General features: G+C 73.1%; 11 protein-coding genes. 9 read left to right on the top strand and 2 right to left on the bottom strand.

From position 1 onward, the window contains the following. The first annotated feature begins 9 nt into the window (after positions 1–9). The 4 genes from OIM89_RS05680 (at position 10) to OIM89_RS05665 (ending at position 7,139) form a co-directional block, all read left to right on the top strand. The gene (locus tag OIM89_RS05680) at positions 10–1,899 is read left to right on the top strand and encodes an IucA/IucC family protein (protein ID WP_264491048.1); all 1,890 of its coding nucleotides are present in this window, start codon (positions 10–12) and stop codon (positions 1,897–1,899) included. 25 nt (positions 1,900–1,924) lie between these two features. Beyond that, entirely contained in the window at positions 1,925–2,713 is a 789-nt protein-coding gene (locus OIM89_RS05675; RefSeq protein WP_238470402.1) for a GNAT family N-acetyltransferase, read from the top strand. Positions 2,714–3,209: 496 nt separating this feature from the next. Further along, complete coding sequence (locus OIM89_RS05670) at positions 3,210–5,072, top strand: IucA/IucC family protein (RefSeq protein ID WP_264491047.1); 1,863 nt, start codon at positions 3,210–3,212, stop codon at positions 5,070–5,072. Positions 5,073–5,150: 78 nt separating this feature from the next. Further along, the gene (locus OIM89_RS05665; RefSeq protein WP_030698768.1) at positions 5,151–7,139 is read left to right on the top strand and encodes an ATP-dependent DNA helicase; all 1,989 of its coding nucleotides are present in this window, start codon (positions 5,151–5,153) and stop codon (positions 7,137–7,139) included. Between the two features lie 86 nt (positions 7,140–7,225). On the opposite strand, the gene lexA is transcribed toward OIM89_RS05665, so the two are convergent. Further along, entirely contained in the window at positions 7,226–8,011 is a 786-nt protein-coding gene (gene lexA / locus OIM89_RS05660) for a transcriptional repressor LexA (RefSeq protein ID WP_003951282.1), read from the bottom strand. A gap of 619 nt (positions 8,012–8,630) precedes the next feature. Here lexA and nrdR point away from each other — a divergent pair. The 4 genes from nrdR (at position 8,631) to OIM89_RS05640 (ending at position 13,249) form a co-directional block, all read left to right on the top strand. After that, positions 8,631–9,143 carry a transcriptional regulator NrdR gene (gene nrdR / locus OIM89_RS05655; RefSeq protein WP_030698769.1) on the top strand — a complete coding sequence of 171 codons (513 nt, stop codon included), beginning with the start codon at positions 8,631–8,633 and terminating at the stop codon, positions 9,141–9,143. 146 nt (positions 9,144–9,289) lie between these two features. Beyond that, the gene (locus OIM89_RS05650) at positions 9,290–12,160 is read left to right on the top strand and encodes a vitamin B12-dependent ribonucleotide reductase (protein ID WP_030698770.1); all 2,871 of its coding nucleotides are present in this window, start codon (positions 9,290–9,292) and stop codon (positions 12,158–12,160) included. Positions 12,161–12,370: 210 nt separating this feature from the next. After that, positions 12,371–13,069 (top strand): formylglycine-generating enzyme family protein, encoded by a 699-nt coding sequence (locus OIM89_RS05645; protein ID WP_264491046.1) that lies wholly within the window; start codon positions 12,371–12,373, stop codon positions 13,067–13,069. 9 nt (positions 13,070–13,078) lie between these two features. After that, positions 13,079–13,249: a hypothetical protein gene (locus OIM89_RS05640; RefSeq protein WP_175457664.1), complete on the top strand. Its 171-nt coding sequence runs from the start codon at positions 13,079–13,081 to the stop codon at positions 13,247–13,249. A gap of 18 nt (positions 13,250–13,267) precedes the next feature. On the opposite strand, the gene OIM89_RS05635 is transcribed toward OIM89_RS05640, so the two are convergent. Continuing rightward, positions 13,268–13,867, bottom strand: coding sequence for a TerD family protein (locus OIM89_RS05635; protein ID WP_372588024.1), 600 nt, complete (start codon positions 13,865–13,867; stop codon positions 13,268–13,270). A 155-nt stretch (positions 13,868–14,022) separates the two neighbouring features. Between OIM89_RS05635 and OIM89_RS05630 the strand changes: the two genes are divergently transcribed. Beyond that, positions 14,023–14,628 carry a YdbC family protein gene (locus OIM89_RS05630; RefSeq protein ID WP_030698774.1) on the top strand — a complete coding sequence of 202 codons (606 nt, stop codon included), beginning with the start codon at positions 14,023–14,025 and terminating at the stop codon, positions 14,626–14,628. Positions 14,629–14,644 lie beyond the last annotated feature (16 nt).

Here is a 14,644-nt window from a genome sequence, read left to right as displayed (position 1 = left end):
GAAGCACTCTTGAACGTCACCCCCGCACCCGACGGCGGCCGCCACTCCTCCCCGCGCGGCACCTCCGCCACGCGCGAGATCCCGGCCGACGGGGCGACCGTACCCCGCCAGCCCGGCGGCGTCGGGACCCTCCGGTTCCCCGGCGGCGGCACCGACCTGCTCGAACACCCCGACGCCCGGATCGCCGCCGAGGCCGCCGCGCTGGAGAGCCTGCTGCGCTGCTGGGTCCGCGAGACCTCCCCGCCCGCCCCGGCCCACGGGGTGCTCCGCATCCCGCTGCCGGCCAGCGGCACCGCGCTGCTCGTCCCCGTCCAGCACTGGTCGCTCGCGGGGTGGCACCGGTTCGGTGCGCCGATGCGCGAGGACGCCCCCGCCGGGGCCTCGCCGCTGCTCGACGTGGCCGCCGTCGCCGAACTCCTGGAGCGCGAATCGGCCACCGAGGCGCGCGACGGGGACCTGCTGGAGCGGGTCGGCGACTCCGCCCGGCGCACCGCCCTCTTCCTCGCCGAGCGCCGCGCCCGGGCCGAGGAGCAGCCGGACCGCTTCCTCGCCGCCGAACAGTCCCTCGTCCTCGGCCACCCGTTGCACCCCACCCCCAAGAGCCGCGAGGGGCTGACCGAGGCCGAGGCCCGCGCCTACTCGCCGGAGCTGGGCGGATCGTTCCCGCTGCACTGGCTCGCCGTCGACCGCTCGGTCCTCGCCCAGGACTCCGCCTGGCACGAGGACGGCGCCCCCGTCCCCGCCGAGCAGCTCACCGCGCGCCTCGCCGGGCCCGGCCTGCGGCTGCCCGAGGGCACCGTCGCCCTGCCCGTCCACCCCTGGCAGATCCGCGAACTGCGCCGCCGCCCCGAGGCCGCCGCCCTCCTCGACGCCGGGGCCCTGCGCGACCTCGGCCCGTCGGGCGACCCCTGGTACCCCACCTCCTCGGTGCGCACCGTCTACCGCCCGGGCGCCCCCGCCATGCTCAAGCTCTCGCTCGGCCTGCGCATCACCAACTCCCGCCGGGAGAACCTCCGTAAGGAACTGGCCCGGGGCGCCGAGGTGCACCGGCTGCTGCGGACCGGGCTCGGCGCGCGCTGGCAGGGAGCCCACCCCGGCTTCGACATCGTGCGCGACCCGGCGTGGCTCGCCGTCGACGGGCACGACGGGACGCCCGTCACCGGCCTCGACGTGATGATCCGCGACAACCCCTTCACCCCCGACGACGACGTGACCTGCGTCGCCGGACTGGTCTCGCCGCGCCCCGCCGGGGACGCCCGCACCGGGGGCCGCCTCGGGATGCGCTCCCGCCTCGGCGAACTCGTCACCCGCATCGCCGGACGCGAGGGGCGCACCCGCGGCGCCGTCTCCGCCGAGTGGTTCGCCCGCTACCTCCAGCGGGTCGTCGCCCCCGTGCTCTGGCTCGACGGCCACGCCGGGATCGCCCTGGAGGCCCACCAGCAGAACACCCTGGTCCTCCTCGACGCCGACGGCTGGCCCACCGGCGGCCGCTACCGCGACAACCAGGGATACTACTTCCGCACCTCGCACCGCGACGCCCTCCAGGCCCGGCTGCCCGGCGCGGGCGAGGCCAGCGACACCTTCGTCGCCGACGCCGTCACCGACGAGCGGTTCGCCTACTACCTCGGCATCAACAACATCCTCGGCCTGATCGGCGCCTTCGGCTCCCAGCGCCTCGCCGACGAGCGGCTGCTGCTCACCGTGCTGCGCCGCTTCCTCGCCGACCAGGCCGCCGGCCCCGGCCCCGTCTCGCCGCTGCCCGGCCTGCTCCTGGACTCCCCGGTCCTGCGCTGCAAGGCCAACCTCCTGACCCGCCTGCACGGCCTGGACGAACTGGTGGGACCGGTCGACACCCAGTCCGTCTACGTCACGATCGCCAACCCGCTGCACATCCCCTAGTACCCCCGCCCGGAAGGAGCCCCGCGTGCCCCCAGCCGCCACCCCGCCCCACGGACCCGCCGCCCCCACCGCCGGGGCCCGCCCCTGCGTGCCCGCGCCCGCGCCCGCCCCGCGGGACCACGGCCAGGCCGGGCCGCCGGGCTCCGCCGGGGCGGGGGCGGCCCCGGACCTCGCGGCACCGGACGCCGCCGCCGGCCGGGCTCCCGCCGGGCCCGGGGGCGACGGGGGGACCCTGCTCGACCGGGTCGGCCGGTGGGCCCCCGCCGCCACCCCGTTCGGCATATTCCGGCTCGCCCCCCTCACCCCCGGCGACGACCTCACGCTGCTCACCACCTGGATGAACGACCCGGCCGTCGCCGCCTTCTGGGAACTGGCCGGGCCCCCCGCGACCACCGCGGCCCACGTCCACGCCCAGCTCTCCGGCGACGGACGCAGCGTCCCCTGCCTCGGCCTCCTCGACGGGCGCCCCATGAGCTACTGGGAGCTCTACCGCGCCGACCTCGACCCGCTGGCCCGCCACTACCCGGCCCGGCCCCACGACACCGGCGTCCACCTGCTGCTGGGCGGCGCCGCCGACCGGGGCCGGGGCCTGGGCACCGCCCTGCTCCGCGCCGTCACCTGCCTGATCCTCGCCCACCGCCCCCGCTGCGCCCGCGTCGTCGCCGAACCCGACGTCCGCAACGCCCCCTCGGTCGCCGCCTTCCGCCGCGCCGGCTTCCACCTCGACGCCGAGATCGACCTTCCCGACAAGCGCGCGGCTCTGATGGTCCGCAGGAGAACCACCGCGACGGAACCGGCACCCGCACGCCGGTGACCGCGGGGCAGGGGAGCTCAGTTCGCGTCCCCGCACTCCGGACACCTCCCGTCCCGCCCACCCCGTCGCGGCCTGGCTGCCTCTTCGTCCGTCGTGACCGGGCCGGCACCACGTGGATCAGGCATGTCCGCCGGCGTCACTGCGCCGGCGGCTCGATCGCCCGTGCCGCGAGGCACCTGTACGCCCCCGGGGCCGACGGAGCGATCCTCGGCGAAGCCGCGCGGGTACCGCCATACCGGCCGGGCGCGCTTCGTCGCCCGGGGCCGGCACGCCGGGGCCGCCCCTCCCGGCATCGTTCGCGCCCCCGCCCACGCGCCCCCTGCCGACCCCTGCCCCCACCCGGCTGCCCCCAAGGGGGGCGTACGCCCCCGCGTGCGGCTTTGGGTCGTGCGCCGGGCCCTGTTCCCTCGTGGCCCGAACACTGCGACCGTTCCGCTCCGGGCGTCGGCGAGCGACGTCCGGCCGTCCCGATCCGGTTCTCTTCCGAGGAGTCCCCGTGCCGCATTCCCCCGCAGATCAGCCCCGGCCCGAAGGCCCCGCCCTCCACGCCCCGCCCGAGCTGACCGCCGACGCCTGGCGGCGGGCCGAGCGGCGGCTGCTGGCCAAGATGCTCGGCGAGTTCGCCTACGAGGAGATCATCGAGCCCCACCCGCTCACCCCTCCCGGACCGGGCGGCGCCGAGTACGCCCTGCCGCTCGGTGGCCCCGGCGAGGCCGAACTGCGGTTCCGGGCGCGCCGCTGGGCGTACGGGCACTGGCAGGTGGAGGCGGAGAGCGTCACGCTCGCCGAGGGCGGGGGCGTGCCGAGGCCCTTCGGTGATCCGCTGGACTTCCTGGTGCGGGCCAGGCCGCTGCTGGGGCTCGACGGCGACACGCTCGGCCACGTCCTGCGCGAACTCACCCGCACCCTCGCCGCCGACACCCGTCTCGACGCGACCGCGCTGACCGCCGCCGAACTGGCCGACCTCGACTACGCCGCCCTCGAAGGCCACCAGACCGGGCACCCCTGGCTCGTCCTCAACAAGGGGCGAATCGGTTTCTCGGCCGAGGACAGCGCGCGCTGGGCGCCCGAGGCCCGCCGCCCGGCGCGGCTGCCGTGGATCGCCGTCCACACCTCCCTCGCCGCCTACCGGAGCGTCCCCGGCCTCGACGCCGGCCGGCTCTACGGGCAGGAGCTGGACGAGGCGACCCGCGACCTCTTCGCCGCCACCCTGCGCGAACGGGGCCTGGACCCGGCCGCCTACCTCTACCTCCCCGTCCACCCCTGGCAGTGGGACGACACGGTGGTCCCGCTCTTCGCCCCGGCCGTCGCCGACGGGCGCATCGTGCCGCTCGCCGCCGACCCCGACGCGCGGCTGCCCCAGCAGTCCATCCGCACCTTCCTCAACCTCAGCCACCCCCACCGCCGCACCGTCAAACTGCCGCTCTCCATCCTCAACACCCTCGTCTGGCGCGGCCTGCCGACCGAACGCACCCTCGCGGCGCCCGCCGTCACCGACTGGGTGCACCGCCTGCGCGACCAGGACCCCTACCTGCGCGACGAGTGCCGCGTCATCCTCCTCGGCGAGGTCGCCTCCGTCACCGTCCTCCACCCCGTCTACGACCGGCTGCCGGAAGTGCCGTACCAGTTCAAGGAGTTGCTGGGCGCCATCTGGCGTGAGCCGCTCACCGGCCACCTCGACCCGGGGGAGCGCGCCCGCACCCTCGCCTCCCTGATCCACACCGACCGCGACGGCCGGGCCTTCACCGCCGAACTCGTCGCCCGCTCCGGGCTCGCCCCCCTCGACTGGCTGCGCCACCTCTTCGCCGCCCTGCTGCCGCCGCTGCTGCACTTCCTCCACCAGTACGGCACCGTCTTCTCCCCGCACGGGGAGAACGCCATCGTCGTCTTCGACGAGCACGACATCCCCACCCGGCTCGCGGTCAAGGACTTCGTCGACGACGTCAACATCAGCTCCGAGCCGCTCCCCGAGCACGCGGAGATGCCCGAGGCGGTCCGCGAGGTCCTGCTGACCGAGACTCCGGACTTCCTGCCGCAGTTCATCCACTCCGGCCTGTTCATCGGCGTCTTCCGCTACCTGGCGCCGCTCTGCGCCACCCAGCTGGGCGTCCCCGAGACCGACTTCTGGCAGCTGGTCCGCGCCGAGATCGTCCGCCACCAGACGCGCTTCCCCCACCTCAAGGAGCGGTACGCACTCTTCGACCTCTTCGCCCCCGAGATCGCGCGGCTCTGCCTCAACCGCAACCGGCTCCACCTCGATGGCTACCGGGACCGCGCCGCCCGCCCGCACGCCGCCGTCCACGGCACCGTCCCGAACCCCCTGCACACGGAGGAGCCGCACCCCCTCGCCCCGGAATGAGCAGGGGCGCGCGCCGGGGGCGTACGCGCGGCGCAGCGGGACGAGGCTGTCGGTGGCGCACCGTAGGCTGGAGCGGCTATGACGAAGCCCTCACTCACCGAGCTCCTGCATGCCGCCGTCGCCGCCGTGGGCGGCACCGAGCGGCCCGGTCAGGTGGCCATGGCCGAAGCCGTCGCCTCGGCCATCGACGACTCCTCCCATCTGCTCGTCCAGGCGGGCACCGGCACCGGCAAGTCGCTCGGCTACCTCGTGCCCGCCCTGGCCCACGGGGAGCGGGTCGTCGTCGCCACGGCGACGCTGGCCCTCCAGCGCCAGCTGGTCGAGCGGGACCTGCCGCGCACGGTGGAGGCGCTCCATCCGGTGCTGCGCCGCCGCCCCGAGTTCGCCATGCTCAAGGGCCGGTCGAACTACCTCTGCCTGCACCGGCTGCACGAGGGCGTCCCGCAGGAGGAGGAAGAGGGCCTCTTCGACCCGTTCGAGGCGGCCACCCCCACCAGCAAGCTCGGCACCGACCTGCTGCGGCTGCGCGACTGGTCCGACGAGACGGAGACCGGCGACCGGGACGACCTGACCCCCGGCGTCTCCGACCGCGCCTGGTCGCAGGTCTCCGTCTCCTCCCGCGAGTGCCTCGGCGCCAGCCGCTGCGCCTACGGCCAGGAGTGCTTCGCCGAGCTGGCCAAGGAGCGGGCCCGCCTCGCCGACGTGGTCGTCACCAACCACGCCCTGCTCGCCATCGACGCCATCGAGGGCGCCCCGATCCTCCCCTCGCACGAGGTGCTGATCGTCGACGAGGCCCACGAGCTGGTCTCCCGGGTCACCGGCGTCGCCACCGGCGAGCTCACCCCGGGCCAGGTCAACCGCGCCGTCCGCCGCGCCGCCAAGCTGGTCAACGAGAAGGCGGCCGACGCCCTCCAGACCGCCGCCGAGACCTTCGAGGGGCTGATGGAGCTGGCTCTCCCGGGCCGCCTGGAGACCATCCCGGAGGATCTGGAGTACGCCCTGGCGGCCCTGCGCGACGCCTCCCGTACCGTGATCTCGGCCATCGGCGCCACCCGCGACAAGTCGGTGCAGGACGAGGACGCCGTCCGCAAGCAGGCCCTCGCCTCCGTCGAGTCGATCCACACCGTCGCCGAGCGCATCACCCAGCGCTCCGAGTACGACGTGGTCTGGTACGAGCGGCACGACCGCTTCGGTGCCTCCCTGCGGGTCGCGCCGCTCTCCGTCTCGGGGCTGCTGCGCGAGAAGCTCTTCGCCGACCGGTCGGTGACGCTGACCTCCGCCACCCTCAAGCTCGGCGGTGACTTCAACGGCGTCGGCGCCTCGCTCGGCCTCGCCCCCGAGGGCACCGCCGGCGTCGACGGCACCCCGGGCGCCGACCTCCCGGTCTGGAAGGGCGTCGACGTGGGTTCCCCCTTCGACTACCCGAAGCAGGGCATCCTCTACGTCGCCCGCCACCTGAACAACCCCGGCCGCGAGGGCACCCGCGCCGACATGACCGACGAGCTGGCCGAGCTGGTGGAGGCGGCCGGCGGCCGCACCCTGGGGCTCTTCTCCTCCATGCGCGCGGCCCGCGCCGCCGCCGAAGAGCTGCGCGGGCGCCTGGACGTGCCGGTCCTGCTCCAGGGCGAGGAGACCCTGGGCGAGCTGATCAAGAACTTCGCGGCCGACCCCCGCACCTGCCTCTTCGGCACGCTCTCCCTCTGGCAGGGCGTGGACGTGCCCGGGCCCAGCTGCCAGCTGGTGGTGATGGACCGCATCCCGTTCCCGCGTCCGGACGACCCGCTGATGTCGGCCCGCCAGAAGGCGGTGGAGGAGGCCGGGGGCAACGGCTTCATGGCGGTCGCCGCCACCCACTCCGCGCTGCTCATGGCGCAGGGAGCCGGCCGCCTGGTCCGCGCCACCGGGGACCGGGGCGTCGTGGCCGTCCTCGACCCGCGCCTCGCCACCGCCCGCTACGGCAGCTACCTCCGCGCCTCGCTGCCGGACTTCTGGTACACCACCGACCGGAACCAGGTCCGCCGCTCGCTGGCCGCGATCGACGAGGCGGCCCGCGCGGAGGGGAAGTAGCCGGGAGGGAAGAGGGGGAAGCGGACAGAGAAGAGTCCCGGAACCGGCGCAGAGGTTCCGGGACTCGCCAGGGGGTGCCGACGGGGTCAGACCCGCCGCAGGACCGCGACGACCTTGCCGAGGATGGTGGCCTCGTCGCCGGGGATCGGCTGGTAGGCCGCGTTGTGCGGGAGGAGCCAGATGTGGTTGTCCTCGCGCTTGAACCGCTTCACGGTGGCCTCGCCGTCCAGCATCGCGGCGACGATGTCGCCGTTCTCGGCGACGGGCTGGCGGCGGACGGTGACCCAGTCGCCGTCGCAGATGGCCGCCTCGATCATGGAGTCACCGACGACCTTGAGGACGAAGAGCTCACCGTCGCCGACCAGCTGGCGGGGGAGGGGGAAGACGTCCTCGACCGACTCCTCGGCGAGGATCGGCCCGCCGGCCGCGATCCGGCCGACCAGCGGCACGTAGGAGGCGGCGGGCTTGCCCGTGGTGTCCGCGGGCTGCGCGCTCGGCTGGTCCGAGCCGCGCACCTCGTACGCCCGGGGGCGGTGCGGGTCGCGGCGGAGGAAGCCCTTGCGCTCCAGGGCCATCAGCTGGTGGGCCACCGAGGAGGTGCTGGAGAGGCCGACGGCCTGCCCGATCTCCCGCATCGACGGCGGGTAGCCGCGACGCTGCACCGAGTCGCGGATGACCTCGATCACGCGGCGCTGCCGGTCGGTCAGTCCTGAGCTGTCCGCGCGGATGCCCGGAGGTCGTCCGGGGAGCGAGCGGGCGGGCTTCGCTCCCTCCTGGGGCGAGGCGGGCTCATTCATGGCGTGCACCGACTCCCGTCGTCCCTGGGACCGGCCCTGGGCGGTGATGGTGGCGCTGTCTGCGGTCGTGGTCACGTCGGCCCCTCTCGGTGTGTACTCCCTGGATAGCCAACGGTAGTTGCTTTCGAAAGGTTGCGCCAAACACACGTTCGAGTGAAAAACCGCAGTTCAGCTGACGTGCGTGGGCGTTCGGGTGTATAGGGCGAGGCCGGTCGTGGCCGGGTTTCCCCCGCCCGGGCCGGGCCCGTGTCGAGCGGCTGTGCGGTAACCTCCACCGCCGTGGCCGGATGCCGGAGGCGGACGAACCGCTCCCGGCGAGGTCACAGTCTGCCATCCGGGACCGGGAGGCGGACTCACCGACCCCCTTCGCGAGCGCGCGCGCAGGCGCTCCGTATGCTGCGGAACCGTCCCCGTCGTCCGCGAACCGCTCCGGTTCGCGGCCCGGGCATGCCCGGGCGAGGCCGCACGCCGGCCCCCGCGGGAGGCGCTTCGTGAAGGTTGTCCCGGCGACACGCCATAGGGGCAACTTCCGCCCCAGACACCAGATCTAGTGGTGGGGCGGAGGAGAGAGCCCACAAGTTGTGGTGCCGGTGATTCGGGCGGTGGTTCATCGCCTATGCTGGAGCCTGCTTCGAGGGGCCACGCGGTCCCGGCGAGCCACTGAGTCGTGCTGTGAAGGAGGGTTCGGAGTCTCATGCACTGCCCCTTCTGCAGGCACCCCGACAGCCGTGTCGTGGACAGCCGCACCACCGACGACGGAACGTCGATCAGACGTCGCCGTCAGTGCCCCGACTGCTCCCGGCGCTTCACCACCGTGGAGTCCTGCTCCCTGATGGTCGTCAAGCGCAGCGGCGTGACCGAGCCCTTCAGCCGGGCCAAGGTCATCAGCGGCGTCCGCAAGGCGTGCCAGGGCCGGCCGGTCACCGAGGACGCGCTCGCGCAGCTCGGCCAGCGGGTCGAGGAGGCGCTGCGCGCCACCGGCAGTGCCGAGCTGGCCACGCACGACGTGGGCCTCGCCATACTGGGCCCGCTCCAGGAGCTGGACCTCGTGGCCTACCTGCGGTTCGCCTCGGTCTACCGGGCGTTCGACTCGCTGGACGACTTCGAGGCCGCCATCACCGAGCTGCGGGCGCGCGAGCGCGGCGGGACGCGGGACGGCGAGGAGCAGGAGCCGGGAGTCCCGGCCCCCGCCACGTCCACGGGCTGAGTGGGCCGGGCCGTCGCCCCAGGCGGCGGAAGCGGCGGAAGAAGGATGTGACCGGGCGCTGCGGCGGCGCCCGGAAGACAGGACAGACCGTGCTGCAGGGAAGCTCTGCGCACTTTTGGGTGTTTCACCCACATATGGGAGGCGGCATGACAGAGACGGCGAGCGGCCCGGCACGAGGTTCCCGTACGAAGGGTTCCAAGGCCAAGGGTCTGCGTATCGAGCGCATCCACACGACGCCCGGCGTGCACCCGTACGACGAGGTCCAGTGGGAGCTTCGTGACGTCGTCATGACCAACTGGCGCGACGGCTCGGTCAACTTCGAGCAGCGTGGCGTCGAGTTCCCCGACTTCTGGTCGGTGAACGCGGTCAACATCGTCACCAGCAAGTACTTCCGCGGGGCCGTCGGTACCCCGCAGCGCGAGACGGGGCTCAAGCAGCTCATCGACCGCATCGTGAAGACGTACCGCAAGTCCGGCGAGGAGAACAACTACTTCGCCTCGCCCGCCGACGCGGAGATCTTCGAGCACGAGCTGGCCTACGCGCTGCTGCACCAGATCTTCAGCTTCAACTCCCCGGTGTGGTTCAACGTCGGCACGCCCCAGCCCCAGCAGGTCTCGGCCTGCTTCATCCTCTCCGTCGACGACTCCATGGAGTCGATCCTCGACTGGTACAAGGAAGAGGGGATGATCTTCAAGGGCGGCTCCGGCGCCGGCCTGAACCTCTCCCGCATCCGCTCCTCCAAGGAGCTGCTCTCCTCCGGCGGCAACGCCTCCGGCCCGGTCTCCTTCATGCGCGGCGCCGACGCCTCCGCAGGAACGATCAAGTCCGGTGGCGCCACCCGCCGCGCGGCCAAGATGGTCATCCTCGACGTCGACCACCCCGACATCGAGGACTTCATCCAGACCAAGGTCAGCGAGGAGGAGAAGATCCGCGCCCTGCGCGACGCGGGCTTCGACATGGACCTGGGCGGCGACGACATCACGTCCGTCCAGTACCAGAACGCCAACAACTCGGTCCGCGTGAACGACGAGTTCATGAAGGCCGTCGAGGCCGGCTCCACCTTCGGCCTGCGGGCCCGCATGACCGGCGAGGTCATCGAGGAGGTCGACGCCAAGTCCCTCTTCCGCAAGATGGCCGAGGCCGCCTGGGCCTGCGCCGACCCCGGCATCCAGTACGACGACACCATCAACGCCTGGCACACCTGCCCGGAGTCCGGCCGCATCAACGGCTCGAACCCGTGCAGCGAGTACATGCACCTGGACAACACCTCGTGCAACCTCGCCTCGCTCAACCTCATGAAGTTCCTCAAGGACGACGGCAAGGGCAACCAGTCCTTCGAGTCCGAGCGGTTCTCGAAGGTCGTCGAGCTGGTCATCACCGCGATGGACATCTCCATCTGCTTCGCCGACTTCCCCACCCAGAAGATCGGTGAGAACACCCGCGCCTTCCGCCAGCTGGGCATCGGCTACGCCAACCTGGGCGCCCTGCTCATGGCGACCGGCCACGCCTACGACTCCGACGGCGGCCGCGCGCTCGCCGGTGCCATCACCTCGCTGATGACCGGCACCTCCTACCGCCGCTCCGCGGAGCTGGCGGCCGTGGTCGGCCCGTACGACGGGTACGCCCGCAACGCCGAGCCGCACCAGCGGGTCATGAAGCAGCACGCCGACGCCAACGCCAAGGCCGTGCGCACCGACGACCTGGACAACCCGATCTGGGCCGCCGCCACCGAGGCGTGGCAGGACGTGGTGCGCCTCGGCGCGAAGAACGGCTTCCGCAACGCCCAGGCGTCCGTCATCGCCCCGACCGGCACCATCGGTCTCGCGATGTCCTGCGACACCACCGGCCTGGAGCCCGACCTCGCCCTGGTCAAGTTCAAGAAGCTGGTCGGCGGCGGCTCCATGCAGATCGTCAACGGCACCGTGCCGCAGGCGCTGCGCCGCATGAACTACTCCGAGGAGCAGATCGAGGCGATCGTCGCCCACATCGCCGAGCACGGCAACGTGATCGACGCCCCGGCGCTCAAGCCCGAGCACTACGAGGTCTTCGACTGCGCCATGGGTGAGCGCTCCATCTCCGCGATGGGCCACGTCCGGATGATGGCCGCGATCCAGCCCTGGATCTCCGGCGCCCTCTCCAAGACGGTCAACCTCCCCGAGTCGGCGACCGTCGAGGACGTCGAGGAGGTCTACTTCGAGGCCTGGAAGCTCGGCGTCAAGGCCCTCGCGATCTACCGCGACAACTGCAAGGTCGGCCAGCCCCTCTCCGCCAAGAAGAAGGAGGAGGAGAAGGCCGAGATCACCGAGCAGGCCGAGGAGACCATCCGCGCCGCCGTGGAGAAGGTCGTCGAGTACCGCCCGGTCCGCAAGCGCCTCCCCAAGGGCCGCCCCGGCATCACCACCTCCTTCACGGTGGGCGGCGCCGAGGGCTACATGACGGCCAACTCCTACCCGGACGACGGTCTCGGTGAGGTCTTCCTGAAGATGTCGAAGCAGGGCTCCACCCTCGCGGGCATGATGGACGCCTTCTCCATCGCCGTCTCGGTCGGCCTCCAGTACGGCGTGCCGCTGGAGACCTACGTCTCGAAGTTCACCAACATGCGCTTCGAGCCGGCCGGTATGACCGACGACCCGGACGTGCGGATGGCGCAGTCGATCGTCGACTACATCTTCCGCCGCCTGGCGCTGGACTTCCTGCCCTTCGAGACCCGCTCGGCCCTCGGCATCCACTCCGCCGACGAGCGCCGCCGCCACCTGGAGACCGGCTCCTACGAGCCCGCCGAGGAGGAGCAGACCGAGCCGGCCGCCCCCGCCCCGGAGGTCTCCGCCCCGGCGACCGGCACGGAGATCCCGCAGGCCAAGCCCGAGCAGCAGGCCCACACCTCGGCCGAACTGGTCGAGATGCAGCTCGGCATCAGCGCCGACGCCCCGCTCTGCTTCTCCTGCGGCACCAAGATGCAGCGCGCCGGCTCCTGCTACATCTGCGAGGGCTGCGGCTCCACCAGCGGGTGCAGCTGAGCCGACAGGTCAACGCCGGGACGGCCGGTGCCCCTGAGCACCGGCCGCCCAGGTCGCTGACCGGCACGTGAGAAAGGGAGCCGACTTCCGGGTCGGCTCCCTCTCTGCTGTCCACGGCCACTCCACCCCCTTTGGCCGAGCCCCCGAACGCTCCGAACGGATGCCCCCGTTCCGCCCCCGCCGGCCTGCCCCAGCCGGTAGGAAGGGCGGATGACGAGCACCGGGGAAGTCACCAGGTCCCAGTCCGGGCAGGACCACCTGCTGTCCTTGCCCGCCGGCGAGGTCGTCCTGCGGGACGAGGCCGCCAGGACCGAGCGGACCGTCGTCGTGGCCGCCTTCGAACTCGGCGCCTGTCCGGTCACCCGGGAGCGGTACGAGGCGGTCACCGGCACGGTCCCGGCGGGCCCCGGCGGCCTCGACGCCCCGGTCACCGAGGTCTCCTGGACCGACGCCCTGCGCTACTGCAACCTCCTCTCACAGGCGCTGGGCCTGCGCCCCTGCTACCTCCTCGGCGACGACCCGGACGCCCGCGCCACCCGCTGGGACCAGGACGCCGACGGGTTCCGCCTGCCGACCGAGGCCGAGTGGGAGTACGCCTGCCGCGCGGGTTCGCCGGAGGTCCGGTACGGGCCGCTGGACGCCGTCGCCCGCCACCGGGGCAACTCCGGCGGCCGCCTCCACCCCGTCGCGACCAGGCAGCCCAACGCCTTCGGCCTGTACGACATGCTCGGCAACGTCTGGGAGTGGTGCTGGGACCTGTACGACCCCGGGGTCTACGGCCCGTACCGGGTCTTCCGGGGCGGTGGCTGGCAGGACGAGCCACGTGGCGTCCGGGCCGCCTGCCGTCGCAAGAGCCATCCGACGCTGCGCATCGACGACCTGGGGTTCCGGCTCGCCCGGTCGGTCTGAGTGGGCGACATGACCATGCCCGCGCAGACCCCGGAGCCCGCCCCGGCCGCCTCCGCGCGCCGCCTGTTCGGGGCCCGCTACGGCGAGGGCCTCGCCGTGCTGCTGCCCGAGGGCGGGCGGAACCGTAGGGAGACCGTCCGCCATGAGGGGCGCTGCGCCGAGGGCACCTCCGGAGGCTGACCGGGGCCTGCGGCGGGCTCAGACGGAGACGCCGCCCATGAGCTGCGCGAAGGCGTCCGGGTCGGCGTCGGCGAAGCCCCGCACGGCGCGTTCCAGCTGCCACGCGCCGGACTCCGTGTGCCGGAAGACCGCGATGGTCGCCGCCGTGGCGTCGCCGACCTCCGAGAAGTCGTAGGTGGCGAGGGTGTCGTACTCCTCGACGATCTCCGCCTCCGTGCGGGGGATTCCGGAGAAGGTCTTGGTGCCGTTGCGCTGCTGTATGGCGACGCCGATGACGATGCGGTCCAGCCGCTTCGACATCCGCTCGAACTCCAGGCTCATCACCTCGTCGAAGCCGAGTCCCTGGCCGGTGCGGCTCTCCCGCTGGAGGTGGATGGTGCCGTCGGGGGAGCGGGCGTCGAAGTGGACCAGGTGGTCGGGGGCGCCGTGCGGGTCGTCGGCGGAGAAGGCGGCCGCGATCAGGTCGAGGTCGTGGGCGGCCTCGCCGAGCGGGCTCGGGTCCCACTTCAGCCGGATCTCGATCGTCCCCAGATTCTTGTTGGGCGTGCTCATCGCGGTCCTTCCCCCTGTAACATACCCCGACGGCCCCTGCCAGGGCCGCAAATCCCATCCTGCCACGCCGTTCTGACACGGCGTCGGAGATCCCTATGCCCCGCTTCCCCGGACGGGAAGCCTCCACGCCGGCGGACGGATGCGCGAGGCACGCAAGTTCGGCCACCCGTGCTTCGTGCGCGGGGGCCCTGCGCGGGCCCCCCGGCCCGTACGATGGCGCGGTGCTGGTCAAGTGGACGCGTTGCACCGTGAAGGACCGCCGGGGGTTCGAGCGGGGGCAGCGCAAGTGGGCGGGGCTCCCGGGGGAGCCGGGGTTCCTGGGACAGGGAGGCGGGTGGAGCCGGTCGCGGCCCGACGTGGTCCACCTCTTCGCCCTCTGGGAGAGCCGTGCCTTCTACGACTCCTTCATGGCCCGCTCCCACGACCGCCTCGCCGCCTCGCAGGCGGGGACGTACACGGGCGCGCGGGTGCGCCTCTTCTCGTACCGCTTCGACGTGAAGACCGGGTTCGAGCCGCGCTTCACCGACGTGGACGTGGTGCGGGTGGCGCACTGCCGGGTGCGGCCCGACCGGGTCGAGAACTTCGCCCTGATGCAGGAGAAGGTCTGGAACCCGGCCATGGCCGGATCGCCCGGCATGGTCCGCGGCCTCTTCGGTGAGGCGCCGGGCGACGAGTTCCTGATCCTCTCCATGTGGCGGGCGGCCGCAGAGCACGGCAAGTACCGCACCGAGCGCATCGAGCGGCTCTCCCTGCGGGCCCGCACCGCCGCCGACGTCGCCGCCCTGACCGGCGCCGTCGTCGACCTCGAACCCTCCTGGACAATCTGAGCCGCCGCCCGCGACG

The sequence above is a fragment of the Streptomyces sp. BI87 genome (assembly GCF_025957665.1).
Taxonomy (GTDB): domain Bacteria; phylum Actinomycetota; class Actinomycetes; order Streptomycetales; family Streptomycetaceae; genus Streptomyces; species Streptomyces albidoflavus.
The sequence above is the reverse complement of the archived record's forward strand: the minus strand, read 5'-3'. Positions and strand labels throughout refer to the sequence as shown.

Bases quoted from the DNA above. Each gene is read 5' to 3' on its own strand.
- OIM89_RS05665 (WP_030698768.1), top strand. From the start codon at position 5,151: ATGACGAAGCCCTCACTCACCGAGCTCCTGCATGCCGCCGTCGCCGCC.
- nrdR (WP_030698769.1), top strand. From the start codon at position 8,631: ATGCACTGCCCCTTCTGCAGGCACCCCGACAGCCGTGTCGTGGACAGC.
- OIM89_RS05650 (WP_030698770.1), top strand. From the start codon at position 9,290: ATGACAGAGACGGCGAGCGGCCCGGCACGAGGTTCCCGTACGAAGGGT.
- OIM89_RS05645 (WP_264491046.1), top strand. From the start codon at position 12,371: ATGACGAGCACCGGGGAAGTCACCAGGTCCCAGTCCGGGCAGGACCAC.
- OIM89_RS05640 (WP_175457664.1), top strand. From the start codon at position 13,079: ATGACCATGCCCGCGCAGACCCCGGAGCCCGCCCCGGCCGCCTCCGCG.